The sequence below is a fragment of the Curtobacterium sp. ME12 genome, from assembly GCF_903970855.1.
In the GTDB taxonomy this organism is placed as follows: domain Bacteria; phylum Actinomycetota; class Actinomycetes; order Actinomycetales; family Microbacteriaceae; genus Curtobacterium; species Curtobacterium poinsettiae_A.
Window position 1 is genome coordinate 1 of the sequence record NZ_CAJCKD010000053.1, and the last position, 14776, is coordinate 14776.

A 14776-nucleotide genomic window follows, 5' to 3' on the forward strand; every position below is an offset into this window, starting at 1 on the left:
ACGACGGCGCCGGGACGGTCACGGTCGAGCACGGGCACGACGTCCTCGGCGCGGACACCCAGGCCGTAGTCGCACACGACGGCGGCGTCGGCGCACCGGACGGCGCGGGCCACCGAGCGGGCGAGGCGTTCGCCGTGCTCGGCGGTCGGCGTCGCGGCGAGCTCGTCGACCCGGACCACGACGCGGTCACCGCCGACCACGCGCGACTTCGTCGTGGTGCGGGCTCCGGGGATCTCGACCAGGAAGGACGTGTCGACGCCGGCTGCCTCGAGGCGCTGGCGCAGGACGTCACCGGCCTCGTCGTCACCGATGAGCCCCACCATGCGGACCCGGGCGCCGAGGGCCCGGGCGTTCACGGCCGTGTTGGCCGCGCCGCCCGGCACCGCGATGGTCTCGGTGACGCGGACGACGGGGGCCGGGGCCTCACGCGAGACCCGCTCGGCCTCGCCGACCGTCCAGCGGTCGAGGATGCAGTCGCCGATGACGACGACGAGCGGTTCGCGGTCGTCGATCGTGGCGACGAGGTCGCGCACCAGGCGGACGTCGGCGGTCATCGGGTGCCTCCCACGGTGTCGGCGCTGCCGGCGGTTGCGCCGGCAGCGGCTGCGGGGCCGGGTGCGCCCGTTGCGGTGCCGGTGCCGGTGCCCGCGAGCGTGCTGCCGGAGCCCGCTGTCGGCGGCTCGACGGTGCGCCGCGCCGGTGCGGCCTCGAGGTGCACCACCGTCGTGGTCGTCATCTCGTCGAGCAGGTGCGGGCCGTACCCGAACCCGGCGCCCGAGGCACCGCGGGGCTGGGCGCTGCCGCCCGGAGCGCCACCGAACACGGCGTTCACCTTGACCGTGCCGACGGGCAGCTCGGCCGCGGCACGGAGCGCGTGCGCGGTGTCGTTCGTCAGCACGGTGGCGGCGAGGCCGTAGCGGTCGGCTGCGGCGAGCCGGAGGCCCTCCGCGAAGTCCGACACGACGCGCACCGGCGCGATCGGGCCGAAGGTCTCCTCGGTCAGCACGAGCATGTCGTCCGTGCAGTCGGTCAGGACGGTCGCCGGGTAGAACGACCCGAGCCCGCCGGGCGTGACGCCGCCGGTCCGGACGGCGGCACCGCGGGCGATCGCGTCGTCGACGTGGTGCTGCACGAGTCCGCGCAGCCGGTCGTCCACGAGCGGCCCGAACTCGGCGGCGGGTGCGGCCGTGCGACGCTCCGCCTCGGCGACGAGCGCGGCGACGAAGGGCTCGGCGACGTCGTGGTGCACGTACACCCGCTCGACGCTGGTGCAGATCTGGCCGGTGTTCGCGAAGGCGCCGAGGGCGACCTGCGCGGCGGCCCACTCCGGGTCGACGTCGGCGTCGACGATGACGGGGTCGTTGCCGCCGTTCTCGCGGACGACGTGGGCGCGGGTGGTCGCGGCCATCTCGCTCAGGCGGTCGCCGGTCGCGGTCGACCCGACGTGCGCGTAGACGTCGATCCCCTCCTGCGCCAGGAGCAGCTCGCCGGTGGTCGCGTCGCCGTCGACGCCGACGAGCACGCCGTCCGGCAGGACCTCGGCGAGCAGCGCGTTGAGTCGGGCGAAGGTCGCCGGGCAGCGTTCGCTGCCCTTGTGCACGACGGTGTTGCCGGTGACGATCGCGGCGCCGAGGATCCCGCACGCCACGGCGACCGGGTCGTTCCACGGCGTCAGAGCGAGCACCACGCCGCGCGGGTGCGGCACCGACCAGTCGGCGGCGCCGAACTGCCCGCGCAGGGCCTCACCGCGGTGCACCGGCCCGAGCTCGGCGTACTGCACGAGCGTGCCGATGCCGGCCTCGACCCCACCGAGCGCGTCGCCGGGCACCTTGCCGGTCTCGCGGGTGTTCAGGTCGGCCAGCTCCTGCGCGTGGGCACGGAGGTGGTCGGCCGCGGCGTGCAGCAGGGCACCGCGGTCGGCCGGCGCGGTCCGGGCCCAGGCACCGGCAGCGGCACGGGCGCGGGCGACGGCGTTGCGGACGTCGTCCTCGGTCGAGCGGCGCACGGTGGACGCGATCGATCCGTTGACGGGGTCGGTCACCACGAGGTCGTCGGCGGCGGGGGGTGCGATCGTCATGGGGTCCTTCCGGAGGCGGGCGGGCATCTCACGGTGCTCGTGCTCTGCTGTGTGCGGTCACGGCATCGCGCTTCTCGTCCATCCGGGGGCGCTGCTGGGCGTCCGGACGGGTCCGACCGGTAGACGTGGAACCGTGCAACAGATCGGTGTGGGCGGAGAACGGTTCGACGGTGTCAGCGAGATCGCGGTGCTCCGCGGTGGGGGACTGGGCGACCTGATGTTCGCCCTCCCGGCGGTCGAGGCGCTGGCCGCGGCCTACCCGGGAGCCCGGATCACGCTGCTCGGGGCACCGACGGCGCGGCCGGTGCTCGAGGGTCGCACCGAGGCCGTCCACGCCTTCGAGGAGCTCCCCGTCGTGCCCGGCGTCCGGGACTCCGGCGAGGGCGCGCCGACCGAGCAGGACTTCTTCGACCGCCTGCACGGGCGCTTCGACCTCGCGGTCCAGCTGCACGGCGGCGGGCGGAACTCGAACCCCTTCCTGCTCCGGCTCGGCGCCCGCCACACCGTGGGGACCGCCACCGAGGACGCCGAGGTGCTGGAGCGCTGGGTCCGCTACGTCTACTACCAGCACGAGGTCGTCCGCGCGCTCGAGGTGGCGTCGCTCGCCGGCGCCGAACCGGTCACGCTCGACCCCCGGCTGCGCGTGTCCGAGGCCGCGCGGGCCGGGGTCCGGCAGCGTCTCGGGGTCCGGCGGCGGCTCGTCGCGATCCACCCCGGCGCCACCGACCCGCGTCGCCGCTGGAGCCCCTCGCGCTTCGCCGAGGTCGCCCGTGCCCGGCTCGCCGCCGGGGACGACGTGGTCCTCGTCGGCGACGACTCCGACGTACCGGCGTCGTCCGCCATCGTCGCGTCGCTGCCGCTCGAGCTGCGGGAGCGCATGCACGACCTCACTGGCTCGCTGTCCCTGCGCGAACTCCCCGACGTCCTGGCCGCCGCCGACGTCATGGTCGGCGACGACTCCGGTCCGCGGCACCTCGCCGTGGCCGTCGGGACCCCGACCGTCGGGGTGTTCTGGTTCGGCAACGTGATCAACGCCGGACCCTTCGACCGTGGTCGGCACCGGGTACACCTGGCCTTCGTGACGCGGTGCCCGGTGTGCGGCATCGACGTCACCCAGGTCGGCTGGACCGCCGAACGGTGCGAGCACGACCCGTCCTACGTGGACGAGGTCCAGCCGGAGGTCGTCCTCGCCGACGTCGAGGACCTGCTCCGTACGACCTGACGCTGCGCGCGCCGCGCGGTGGGCGCGGCCGGCCGACCGACGGGAGGCGCGGTGCCAGCCCGCCACGCGCCTCCCGTCCGCCCCGTGTCGTGTCACCAGCGCGCGGTGCGAGGTTGCCCACTCCGTGCGACGCTCCTGCCCCCGCACGGAGTGCGGAAGCTCGCACCGGAGCGCGGCGCGAGCCGCGCACGGCACACGCGGACACACGGGAGGCGCGGTGCCAGCCGGCACCGCGCCTCCCGTCCGTCAGCGGCGAGCGGCTACGGCCAGCTCGGCTCCGTCGCCGGCATGATCGAGAGCTCGCGGATCTCGCAGCCGGCCGGCTGCGACAGCGCGAAGACGATCGAGTTCGCGACGTACTCCGGCTCGATGAGCTGCGCGTCCGGGCCGGGCTTGTACTGCTCGGTCCGGTCGGCGAAGAAGTTCGTGCGCATCCCGGCGGGGATGATGTTGGTCACGCCGATGCGACCGGCGGTCTCGGCGGCCAGCGCCTGCGAGAACCCGCGGACGCCGAACTTCGACGCCGAGTACGCGGTGCCGTCGCCGACGCCGCGCAGGGCGAGCGACGAGGAGATCGTGACGACGCGGCCGTGCGTGGCCTCGAGGGCGGGCAGGGCGGCGCGTACGGTCGAGGCGGTGCCGATCAGGTTGACGCCGACGATCTGCTCCCACTTGCCGGACGAGATCGCGTCGATCGGGGCGGGCGTGTCGATGCCCGCGGCGGTGACGACGGCGTCGAGGCCACCGTGCCGCTCGGCGGCGTCACGGACCGCCTGCTCGACGGCGTCGGTGTCCGAGACGTCCACGGCGACGGCGTCGACGCCCTCGGGGACGGCGTCGATCCGCAGGTCGAGGACGATCGGGGTGCCGCCGGCCTCGGTGACGGCGGCCACGACGGCGGCACCGAGTCCGGAGGCGCCGCCGGTGACGAGGACGCGGCCGATGGGGGTGGTGGGGACGGGCATAGGTGTCCTTTGCGTAGTGGTGCGGGAAGTGGTCGAGCTGGTGCGGAACGGCGAGCGGACGCTCAGCCGACACGTTCGATCGCGGCAGCGAGCCGGGTCGTCGAGCGGCCCGGGTGGAACGGCACGGTGACGACGCGGCCACCCCACTCGGCGAGGGTCGCCGTCTCCGGCAGTTCGCTCGCGGTGTAGTCGCCGCCCTTCGCCCAGACGTCCGGGCGGAAGCGGCGCAGGGCCTCGTCGGGGGTGGACTCGTCGAACACCACGACGGCGTCGACGCAGTCGAGCGCCAGGAGCAACTCCACCCGGTCGTCCTGGGTCATGATCGGCCGGTCGGGGCCCTTCAGTGCGCGGACCGACGAGTCCGAGTTGAGGCACACGACCAGGCAGTCGCCGAGTGCACGGGCGGCCGACAGGGTGCGGGCGTGCCCGGCGTGGAGCAGGTCGAAGCAGCCTCCGGTCGCGACGACGGTGCCGCCGGCACTCCGGACGTCGTGCACCAGGCGCATGGCGTCCCGGTCGGTCCCGGGCACGGCGAGCGGCGCGGGACCGTCGTCGGCGAAGAGCGCGCTGACGCCGCCGGCGGCCAGGTACTCGGAGGCGGCGACCACGCCGGCGGAGACGGCGTCGGGGACGTCCGCGCCGGACGCCAGCGCGACGGCGACGCCCGCGGCGAGCCGGTCGCCGGCACCGCAGGGGTCACCGGCGCTGACGGACGGAGCGGGCACGAAGCGGCTGTCGCCCTGGGAATCGGCGAGCAGCGCGCCGCGGTCACCCATCGTCACGGCGACGGCACCGGCCCGCCACTGCTCGACGAGCCGGGCGGCGGCGACGGTCGCGAAGGGCACACCGTGTCCCTCGACGTCGGTGAAGCGTCGTGCCTCGGCCGCGTTCGGGGTGGCGACGGTGGTGCCGGGGACGGGGACGGCGCCCTTGGGGTGCGGGTCCCAGACCACCGGCAGGTGCTCGGCCGCACGGGTGAGGGCGTCACGGAGTGCCGGGGCAGCGGCGACCCCGCGGCCGTAGTCGGCGACGACGATCGCGTCGACGCCGTCGAGGGCGGCGGTCATCGCGTCCGTGGCCTCGGGCACGGGCGGGGTCGCGCAGCCCTCGTCGATCCGGACGAGGGCATGGTCGACGACGCGCACCCGGGTCTTCACGGGGGTGGCGACTCCGGACGGCCCGGCGACGACTGTGACGTCGGGGAGCAGGTCGCGGATCTCCCGGGCACGGCCGTCGTCGCTCAGGACGGTGACCAGGGTGACGTCGTGACCGTCGCGGGCGAGCATCGTCGCGACGAGTCCGGCGCCACCGGCGCGGCGGTCGTCGGTGGCGACGTCCACCACGGGGACGGGTGCGTCCGGGCTCAGGCGCTCGCTCGTGCCGGACACGTCGACGTCGAGCAGGGTGTCCCCGACGACGGCGATGCGGAAGCGCGGGGCGCCGGCACGGCCACCGGCAGCACCGGAATGCGGAGCGCCCGCAGCAGCCCCGCTCATCGACGGCCCCCGCGACGCAGCGTCGGCTCCATCGCCTTGCAGAGCGCGTGCACCAGGACGAGCTGCGCCTCCTGCACGTTGGCGGACGGCCCCTCGATGCAGATCGCGTCGTCGACCAGGTCGGCGAGCGGGTTCGGTCGGGATCCGGTCAGCGCGAGGGAACGGGCACCCACGGCACGGGCGGCCTCGGCGGCCCGCAGCAGGTTCGGGCTCTTGCCGCTCGTCGACAGCAGCACGAGGACGTCGCCGGCCCGGGCGTGCGCCGACACCTGCCGTGCGAACACCTGGTCGTAGCCGTAGTCGTTCCCGATGGCGGTCACGGCGGAGGTCTCGGCGTGCAGCGAGATGGCCGAGTACGCCGGTCGGTCGCCCTCGAAGCGGCCGGTGAGTTCGGACGTCAGGTGCTGCGCTTCGGCTGCCGACCCGCCGTTCCCCGCGGCGAGCAGCCGGCGACCGGCGACGAGCCGTCCGGCGATGTCGTCCGCCCACTCGGCGATGTGGTCCCGGTGATCGACGAGGGAGGCGATCACGGGGACCGACGCCGCGACGTGGTCGACGACGACGCGAGCGCTGTCGGTGACGGCGCGGTCCTCGAGCCCGGTCTGCTGGTCGATGGTCATCGTGCGGTCCTCTCCGTCGACTGCGCGGCGCGGGTGACCCGGCCGGCGTGGGTGGTGCGCGAGCGGCCGGTGGCGGGCCCGGTGGTGCTGGCGGACGACGTCGCGCCGGCGAGCAGGCGCTCGTAGACGCGCTCGCTGTCGGCCGCGACCTTCTGCCACGTGTAGCGGGACTCGGCGCGCTGTCGACCGGCACGGCCGTACGCCTCGCGGCGCTCCGGGTCGTCGAGCAGTGCGCCGACGGCCTCGGCGACCGCGGACTCGTCGCGCGGCGGCACGTGCAGGCCGGTTGCGTCCTCGACGACGGTGTCGATGAGCCCGCCGACGCTCGACGCGACCACCGGGCGACCGCACGCCATCGCCTCGAGCGGCACGATGCCGAACGGCTCGTACCAGGGGGCGCAGACGACGACGTCGGCACTGCGGTAGACGGCCGGCATGTCGTGCTGCCCGAGCTGCCCGCGGAACGTCACGTGGTCGCGCACGCCGAGCGACCGGGCCAGGGTGTCGAGCCGCTGGTACTCGGGGTCGTCCACCAGGTCGGCACCGGCGACACCGGCCCCGCCCACGACGACGAGCTCGACGTCACGGCCCTGTTCGACCAGCGCGGCGAGTGCGGCGATCGTCGTCCCGACGCCCTTCCGCTGCACGAGTCGCGAAGCGGTGAGCACCCGGAGCGGACGGTCGCGCTGTTCGACGGGGCCGTCCGGACGGAAGAGCGACACGTCGACGCCGCACGGCACCACGGAGATGCGGTGCAGCGGGACACCGAGGGCCTTGAGCTCGAACGCCTCGTCCGAGCACGTCGCGACGACCTGGTCGACGCTCCGACCGACGGCGGGTTCGACCCACTCGCGCTCGGCCGGGCTGGTGTCCGCGGCACCCTGGTGCCGGCGCTTCACGACACCGAGGGCGTGGAAGGTCTGCACCACCGGGATCCGCACCCCACCGGTCCGGGCCTGCACCTGCGTCACCGCGTCGAGGGCGGCGTGGCCCGACATCCAGAAGTGCGCGTGCACCACGTCGGGGCGGTCGAGGAACCACTCGGCGGCGAGCACCGACGCGAACGTCCCCATGAACGGGAACAGCTCGTCCTTCGGCACGGTACGCGCGGGACCGGCGTCGACGTGCACGACGTCCACACCGGGGCGCAGGGGCACACGGACCGGCTGCGACGCGTCGTCGCGCCGCGTGTAGACGGTCACGTGGTGGCCGCGGTCGGCCAGCGCACCGGACAGTTCGGCGACGTGGACGTTCTGCCCACCGGCGTCGACCCCGCCGAGCACGGCGAGCGGACTCGCGTGCTCGGACACCATGGCGATCTTCATCGCAGGCTCCCTTCGAGCGCGGCTCCCGCCGCACGGTTCCGTCGCGCACCGCGCGCGACGGCGTCGTCGAGCAGGTCGTCCCAGTCGGCCAGGAACCGACCGAGCGCGTGCCGTGCGAGCACGGCCTCCCGCGCCACGAGTCCCCGTCGACGCGCCTCGTCCGGGTCCTCCAGCAGCAGCCTGGAGGCCCGCACCAGTTCCTCGACGTCCGTCGCGATCGCCCCGGCCTCACCCGGGACCGTGCGGGCCGCGTCCGTCGTCGCGAGCACCAGGACCGGCATCGCCATGTGCATCGACTCGATGAGCGACAGGCCCAGCGAGGTCCAGCGGTTCGGGTGCACGTAGGCCCGCCGCTCGGCCAGCGCCGCGTGCATGGGGTCGGCCTTGACGTCGCCCTGCGCGACCACGCGGTCACCGAAGCCGAGCTCCGGCAGCCGTTCGGAGCCGATGCCCCAGACGTCGACCGGGGCGACCTCGGCGAAGCGGGGGAGCAGGTCGGTGCCGACGACACGGTTGCGCCGGACGGGTTCGTTGATGACGACGCCGAGACGTTCGAGCGCACCGGTGTAGAGCGGGCCGGGGTCGACGACGCCGTGCTCGACGACGGTGGTCCGGGTGGTGCCGCAGTCCCACATCAGGGCGTTCCAGTGCGTCACGTGCGCGATCGTCAGGTCGTCGCGGTCGCGCATCGGGTGCAGGCTGTTCGGCACGTCGACCCGCGGGGCGTTGTGCTCCACGAAGACGATCGGTACGTCGCGGCCACCGAGCAGACGACGGGCTTCCTCGAGCTCTTCGGTGCGCTGCAGGACGACCACGTCGACCTCGGCCTCGGCGACGTCGGCCGGGTCGATCTCGATCGCGGAGTCCGGCCAGTCGCGCCCGCCACGGCCGAGGCCCCAGGCGTCGCGGGCCGGCGTGGTCGGGATGAGGTACTCGTGGGGGCCGCGGACGAAGGCGTCCATCCAGCCGCCGTGCACGTGCCACACGAGGATCCGCATGCAGGGCCTTCCGGTCGGTGTCGATGGGGGCGCTCCCCGCCGCTGCCGGAGCAGCAGGAGCAGGAGCAGCAGTGGCGCACGCTACGCAGCGCCTTCTGGGCCGCTCCGCAGACTTCTCCGATCAGTCCGCGAAACGCGGTCGAGGAGCCGTTCGTTGGCCTCGAGGACGTCCGCGATGCGCACTCCGGACAGGCACGGGTGGCCCGGGACCGGGCACTCGCGAGCGCGGCTGAGCCGGCACGGAGCGGCCTGGTCGCCGAGCAGTTCGACCAGCGGGGCGTACGGCGCCCACTTCACGGCGGGGACGACGGGCGAGAACAGACTCACGATGGGCGCCCCGACGGCTGCGGCGAGGTGGGCCGGACCGGTGTTCCCGACGACGACGACCTCGGCGCCGGCGAGGACGGCCGCGAGTTCGGCGGGGCTGGTGCGGCCGCCGAGGTCGATGCCGGTGTCGCCCGCCACGGCGGCGGTCAGTGCGCGTTCGCCGGGGGAGCCCGTGACGACGACGGGGACGCCGCGCTCGGCGTAGGCGGCGACGAGCGCACGGTGGTGGGACTCCGGCCACGACCGTGCCGGGACGCTGGCTCCGGGGTGCACGACCACGTAGCGGTCGAGGCCGGCCACGGGCGGGGGCAGGACGGCGTCGTGCCGCACTTCGAGCCTCCCGTCGTCGTCCGGCGGCAGCCGGAACCCGGCCGCCTCGGCGATCCGCAGCGCGCGCTCTGGCTCGGGGAGGTCCTCGGGCAGGTCCTCGCCGGGGCGCAGCCGCACGTCGAGCAGGGACCCGGGGTGGTCGACCGAAGCCCCGGAGACCCGGGGGACCCCGGCCAGGCGCAGGAGCAGCGCGAGGGGCAGGGGCGACTGGTGGAAGGACGTCAGGACGACGGCCTCGTCGGGCTGTTCCTCGGCGACCAGCGCGCGGAACTCGGCGAGCAGGGCGTCGTCGATCGGGCGTGCGGTCTCGGTGACCCACGGTGCCGCCCACACCCGCACCCGGTCGATACCGGGCAGCAGGTCGGCGGCCGGCGCCCCCTGCGGTCCGCAGAGCATCGTCACGTGCGCGGCACCGGCGGCGACGGCGCGCACCGCCGGTCCGGCGACCAGGACGTCGCCGAAGGAGTCGAGTCGGGCGACGAGGACGCGCCGACCGGCGCTCACGCCCGGTCCGCCACGCTGCCGACGTGCTCGAGCACCAGGGTGACGGCCTCGTCCAGGTCCGCGGCGACGGTGTCGGCCTCGTCGATCTCCTGACGGCGGGTGCGCGGGGTGGGCACGAGGATCCCCTGCGCGCCGGCGTTCCGGGCGGCCTGCACGTCGGCGCCGATGTCACCGACGACGACGATCGACTCCGGCGGGATGCCGAGCCGCTCGGCGGCGTCGAGGACCATCCCGGGCCGGGGCTTCCGGCAGGCGCAGTCGTCACCGGCGTCGTGCGGGCAGACGCACCACACGTCGAACGGGCCGACGAGCTCGTCGACCCGGGCGTTGGTGGCGTCGACCTGTTCGCGCGTGGCCATGCCCTTCGCGATCACCGACTGGTTCGTGACGACACCGAGCCGCAACCCGGCGGCACGCGCCCGGTCGACGGCGCGGCGGGCACCGGGGACGGGGACGACCAGGTGCGGGTCGGCGTTGTACGGGACGTCCACCACGAGGGTGTCGTCGCGGTCGAAGAGCAGACCGCGGATGACGCGGTCCGGTGCGAGGGCCATGCTCCCTGATTACCGGTCGACGGCCGGGGACCGCCCCAGGAAGAGCCGCGGAGCGCGTTCTCGGCAGGACCGTCAGCGTGCCGGGTCTACCGTCGCGGCGGTGACCGCCCTCGAGAACCTGCCCGACCCCGACGGACGCCCGGAACTGCTCGTCCTCCGTGCCATCAAGCTCGGCGACCTGCTCGTCGCCGTCCCCGCACTGCACGCGCTCCGCCGCGCCTTCCCCGACCACCGCATCACCCTGGCCACCACGGCATGGCTCGCACCGGTCGTCGAGCTCGTCCCGGCGGTGGACGTGCACCTGGCCCAGCACGGTCTCGACCACCCGATCGCGGTGCCGCACGGTGCGGTGGACGTCGCCGTCAACCTGCACGGCGCCGGCCCGGAGTCCTCGGACCTCGTCGCCGCGCTCGGCCCGCGGCGGGTCATCGGCCACGCCGACCCGACCCACGGCTACGAAGGCCCGGAGTGGCCAGACGACGTGCACGAGCGCGACCGCTGGGCGGACCTGCTGACGTGGCACGGCATCCAGGCGGACGCGACCGAGGTGCACATCGACCGCCCCGCCGAGCCGCCGGTGGTCGCCGACGCGGCCGTCGTGCACGTGGGTGCCTTCCACGGTGCGCGGCACTGGCCGACGGACCGCTTCGCCGACGTGGTGCGCGGACTGCAGGAGCGCGGTGCCGACGTGGTCCTGACGGGAGGCTCGGACGACGTCGTGCGTGCCCGTGCCGTCGCCGACGCGGCCGGTCTGGCGCCGGAGGCGGTGCTGGCCGGCACCCTGGACCTGCAGGCCTTCGCCGCGGTGATCGCCGCGGCGCGGCTCGTCGTCACGGTCGACACCGGTGCTGCACACCTGGCGTCCGCCTACGGGGTGCCCTCGGTCGTGCTGTTCGGCCCGGCACCGCCCGAGGCGTGGGGCCCGCCGTCGACCGGCCCGCACATCGTGCTCACCGACGCCTCGGTCCGTCGCGGCGACGTCTTCGCCGAGGACCCGGACCCGGCGATCCTGGCCGTGACCGCGGACGACGTCCTGGCCGCGGTGGACCGGCTCCGGGTGACCGCTCAGGCGGCCGGGCGGTAGCGTCGACCGAGAGCCACCCGGACCTGCCGGATGCTCGGAGGGAGTCCTTCGTGTTCGAAGCCGCGAACATCCGTGACTGGATCGGTCTGCCCGTCGTCGACGAGGCCGACGACAAGGTCGGCACGCTCGAGAGCATCTACTACGACACCGCCACGTCCGAGCCGGCGTTCGGTGCCCTGACCACCGGGATGGTCGGGTTCCAGAAGCTCGTCTTCGTCCCGCTGTTCGGCGCCACCGTCGCCCCGAAGCACCTGCGTGTGACGTTCCCGAAGAAGCTCGTCAAGGACGCCCCGTCGATCTCGACCGACGGCGAGCTCGACGCCGCGACCGAGCCCGAGCTGTTCCAGCACTACGGGCTGGAGTACCGCACCGGCAGCGGCGGCGAACGCCGACTCGGACGCCGCTGAGCCCGTCCCGCCCCACCGACCGACCCCACCCGACCGACCGATCCGCCGCACCCGCCCGGAGGCCGCAACTGCTCCGCACCGCCCGTACGACGCTGCTCGCCGCCCTGGCGGCGGTCGCCGTCGTCGGGCTGGTGGTGGCCGGGGTCGCGGCGCCGGGGCCGGTGGAACGGGCGTCGGCCGCGCCGATGTGGCCCGTCCCGCAGCCCTACCCGGTGCCGGACGATCCGGCCGAGCCGCTCGCCGACCTCCCGCCCGGCAGCGAGTACGTCGCCCTCGGTGACTCGTACTCCGCCGGCTACGGCCTCGGCGACCGGACCCGGCTGCCCACGAGCGCGTGCGTGCAGTCCGCCCGTGACTACCCGCACCGGCTCGCGGCGCGGTTCGGCCTCGACCTGACCGACGTCACGTGTGCGGGCGCCACCAGTGCGGACGTCACGACCGGACACCAGTTCAAGGGTGTCCCGCCCCAGATCGAGTCGCTGTCGTCGCGCACCCGGCTCGTGACCCTGACGATCGGCGGCAACGACGCGGACCTCTTCGGCACGGCCGCGTCGTGCCTGGCGATCTCGGCGGACGGCCCGGTGTTCTCCGGCCGTGACGCGCCGTCGTGCGAGAGCACGCTCGTGCAGGACGGTGCGGACCAGCTCAGCGTGAAGATCCAGTCACGGGTCGCGCTCGGCATCGCCGACACCCTCGCAGCGGTGCAACGGGCCGCGCCGAACGCCGTCGTCGTGTTCCTCGGGTACCCGGCGATCTTCCCGGACGCCGAGCACACCCCGGCGAAGGGCTGCTTCCGATCGGCGCTCGACCTCGGCACGCTCGCCGGGTCGTTCCCCTCGGACACCTTCCCCTTCACAGACGACGACGTGGCGTACCTGCACGGCGTGCAGGAGGAGCTCGATGCGGTGTCCGCGTCCGCCGCCGACGCCGCCGGGGTGCGGTTCGTCGACGTCCTCGAACGCACCGAGGCCCACTCGGCCTGCGCCCCGGCGGACGAGCGCTACGTCGCAGGCGTCAGCCTCACCGGCTCGAGCGACCTGCGGCGCATCGATCTGCAGGCCGGCGCCCTGCACCCCAACGGCCGCGGTGTCGCGTACCTCACCGATCAGATGGCCGACGCGATCCGGGAACTCGCCGGCTGACCCGTCCGGACCCCGCGGTGTCCGCGTGGGCCGCCGGTGGGACGACGCAGACCGGTGCCGCCGTCTCACGCACCACGTCGTGGAGCAGTGCGCCCGAGAGCACCCGCACGTGTCCCCGTCCGAGCACCACGAGCGACGCCCGCCGCGTGCGCGACGCGATGGCGTGCCCCGGGTGTCCCTCCACGAGCAGTGGCCGGATGCGTACCGCCGGGAACCGCGCGGTCAGGTCCTCGGTGACCCGCTGCAGCAGTTCGGCGTTCCGGGCGCGCCACCGCAGGGGGTCCTCGGCGAAGTCGGTGAGCCCGGTCCGGGTCAGCACGGGCATCTCCCACGCCCGGAGCAGCGTCAGTCGCCGGTGCAGCCGGACGGCTTCGGTGACGGCGATCGAGACGGCCCGTTCGTCGATCGGTTCCTCGACAGCCAACACCACGTCGCCGTCGATCGGGTGCGGGCCCTCGGGGACGACCACGGTCGGCACGGCCGCGCGGACCGCCACGCGCGCCGGATCGCCGCCGGCGGTCGAACCCCGTCGGCTCCGGAACGTCCCGATCACCAGCAGGTCGCCGCCGTCCGACTCCTCGACCAGGGCGGTGGCGAACGGCCCGGCGTGCCGGTGCACCTCGACGGTGGCTCCGGGCAGGGCTGCGCGAGCGGCCTCGGCGAGGCGGTCGGCGACGGGTCCGGGGCCCTCGATCGCCGGGTCGGCGCCGATGATCCGGACTCGCTCGATCCCGCTGTCCGCGCGGGCGACGATCCACCGCAGCGCCTCGTCGTGCGGCATCGCGGCGTCCGCGGCCAGCGTCACCGTCGTCCATCGTTCGTCCATCCCGATCGGCCTCCTCCATCGCAGGTCCTCCGGGGGCGTCACACGGCGCTCCGTGCGCCACACGGTACTCCCGGCGCGGACGGGGGAACCGGCGGTGGGACCGGGCACTTCGGGTGGTGTGCGGCGCGCGTGTGGTGATCCGGGCCTCCCGGCCGGGTCTGCGTAGTCTCGGGGCGTGGTCGTGAGCGCCGGACTGTTGCTGCACCGGACCGATCCGTCCGGGCCCGAGGTCTTCCTCGCGCACATGGGCGGGCCGTTCTGGCGGAACCGGGCGCGTGCCTGGTCGATCCCGAAGGGGCTGGTCGAGGCGGGCGAGGAGCCGGTCGGCGCCGCGCTGCGCGAGTTCGCCGAGGAGATCGGCGTGCCCGCCCCGGTGACCGCCGCCGACGTCACCGACCTGGGGGAGTTCCGGCAGGTGTCGGGCAAGCGCGTGCGGGTCTTCGCGGCCGAGGCGTCGGCGTTCTCGGTCGACGCCGTGCGGAGCAACACCGTGCGGCTCGAGCTGCCGCGCGGGTCGGGGCGGTTCGTCGAGGTGCCCGAGGTGGACGACGCACGGTGGGTCGGCCTCGACCACGCGCGGGAGCTGGTGGTGGCCGGGCAGGTCGCGGCGCTCGACGCCCTGGTCGCGCTCCGTCCTTGACGCGCCGTTCGGTTTGTTCGCGGGGTCACGAACTGTCGTCCGGCGGCCCTGCAAGCGACACTTCTCGGCCCCTCGGGGATCGGCACGCGGCAGGTCGTGACCGCTCGGCGGGACCGTCTTGCTCGTGTCGTGCCCCGGACACGAGCCGCGCCCGCTGGTGCGCAACCGCCGCCGCACGGACCACCTGCAGGACTGACCGAGCGGCGGGCGTGGCGGGCGGAGGCGGAGGTCGCACGACACGCCGCCCGCGTACGCCGAG

15 protein-coding genes are annotated in these 14776 nt (G+C 74.8%); 5 read left to right on the top strand and 10 right to left on the bottom strand.

Annotated features, from left to right (window positions below; all coding sequences use genetic code 11):
* Both H7A73_RS17085 and H7A73_RS17090 read right to left on the bottom strand, forming a co-directional pair.
* Positions 1-554 (bottom strand): PfkB family carbohydrate kinase (locus H7A73_RS17085; RefSeq protein ID WP_259362981.1); only part of this gene is annotated, 554 nt, incomplete at its 3' end.
* Entirely contained in the window at positions 551-2077 is a 1527-nt protein-coding gene (locus H7A73_RS17090; protein WP_182067077.1) for an aldehyde dehydrogenase family protein, read from the bottom strand. The genes H7A73_RS17085 and H7A73_RS17090, both read right to left, overlap by 4 nt.
* 133 nt (positions 2078-2210) lie before the next feature.
* On the opposite strand from H7A73_RS17090, the gene H7A73_RS17095 reads away from it, so the two are divergent.
* Positions 2211-3299 (top strand): glycosyltransferase family 9 protein, encoded by a 1089-nt coding sequence (locus tag H7A73_RS17095; protein WP_182067079.1) that lies wholly within the window; start codon positions 2211-2213, stop codon positions 3297-3299.
* Positions 3300-3559: 260 nt separating this feature from the next.
* On the opposite strand, the gene H7A73_RS17100 is transcribed toward H7A73_RS17095, so the two are convergent.
* The 7 genes from H7A73_RS17100 to H7A73_RS17130 form a co-directional block, all read right to left on the bottom strand.
* Complete coding sequence (locus tag H7A73_RS17100; RefSeq protein ID WP_056068617.1) at positions 3560-4264, bottom strand: SDR family oxidoreductase; 705 nt, start codon at positions 4262-4264, stop codon at positions 3560-3562.
* Between the two features lie 62 nt (positions 4265-4326).
* A complete protein-coding gene (locus H7A73_RS17105) occupies positions 4327-5760 on the bottom strand; it encodes a PfkB family carbohydrate kinase (RefSeq protein WP_259362984.1) in 1434 nt (477 codons plus the stop codon).
* Positions 5757-6380 (bottom strand): SIS domain-containing protein, encoded by a 624-nt coding sequence (locus H7A73_RS17110; RefSeq protein ID WP_110859969.1) that lies wholly within the window; start codon positions 6378-6380, stop codon positions 5757-5759. The genes H7A73_RS17105 and H7A73_RS17110 overlap by 4 nt, the downstream gene beginning before the upstream one ends.
* Entirely contained in the window at positions 6377-7705 is a 1329-nt protein-coding gene (locus H7A73_RS17115; protein ID WP_182067081.1) for a glycosyltransferase, read from the bottom strand. The genes H7A73_RS17110 and H7A73_RS17115 overlap by 4 nt, the downstream gene beginning before the upstream one ends.
* On the bottom strand, positions 7702-8703 hold the full coding sequence (locus tag H7A73_RS17120; RefSeq protein ID WP_182067083.1) for a glycosyltransferase: 1002 nt from the start codon (positions 8701-8703) through the stop codon (positions 7702-7704). Before H7A73_RS17120 ends, H7A73_RS17115 begins: the two co-directional genes overlap by 4 nt.
* Before the next feature lie 81 nt (positions 8704-8784).
* Positions 8785-9864, bottom strand: coding sequence for a glycosyltransferase family 9 protein (locus H7A73_RS17125; protein ID WP_182067084.1), 1080 nt, complete (start codon positions 9862-9864; stop codon positions 8785-8787).
* A complete protein-coding gene (locus H7A73_RS17130; protein ID WP_182067085.1) occupies positions 9861-10418 on the bottom strand; it encodes a D-glycero-alpha-D-manno-heptose-1,7-bisphosphate 7-phosphatase in 558 nt (185 codons plus the stop codon). Before H7A73_RS17130 ends, H7A73_RS17125 begins: the two co-directional genes overlap by 4 nt.
* 100 nt (positions 10419-10518) lie before the next feature.
* Between H7A73_RS17130 and H7A73_RS17135 the strand changes: the two genes are divergently transcribed.
* From H7A73_RS17135 to H7A73_RS17145, 3 genes are all read left to right on the top strand, one after another.
* Positions 10519-11502, top strand: coding sequence for a glycosyltransferase family 9 protein (locus H7A73_RS17135; protein ID WP_182067086.1), 984 nt, complete (start codon positions 10519-10521; stop codon positions 11500-11502).
* Between the two features lie 50 nt (positions 11503-11552).
* On the top strand, positions 11553-11909 hold the full coding sequence (locus tag H7A73_RS17140) for a PRC-barrel domain-containing protein (protein WP_027465587.1): 357 nt from the start codon (positions 11553-11555) through the stop codon (positions 11907-11909).
* 134 nt (positions 11910-12043) lie between these two features.
* Entirely contained in the window at positions 12044-13051 is a 1008-nt protein-coding gene (locus tag H7A73_RS17145; protein ID WP_182067087.1) for an SGNH/GDSL hydrolase family protein, read from the top strand.
* Here the strand turns inward: H7A73_RS17145 and H7A73_RS17150 are convergent.
* The gene (locus tag H7A73_RS17150) at positions 13008-13877 is read right to left on the bottom strand and encodes a universal stress protein (protein ID WP_182067088.1); all 870 of its coding nucleotides are present in this window, start codon (positions 13875-13877) and stop codon (positions 13008-13010) included. The two genes, H7A73_RS17145 and H7A73_RS17150, sit on opposite strands and share 44 nt — an antisense overlap.
* Before the next feature lie 175 nt (positions 13878-14052).
* Here H7A73_RS17150 and H7A73_RS17155 point away from each other — a divergent pair, with 175 nt between their 5' ends.
* Positions 14053-14517, top strand: coding sequence for an NUDIX domain-containing protein (locus tag H7A73_RS17155; RefSeq protein ID WP_182067090.1), 465 nt, complete (start codon positions 14053-14055; stop codon positions 14515-14517).
* The last annotated feature ends 259 nt before the right edge of the window (positions 14518-14776 follow it).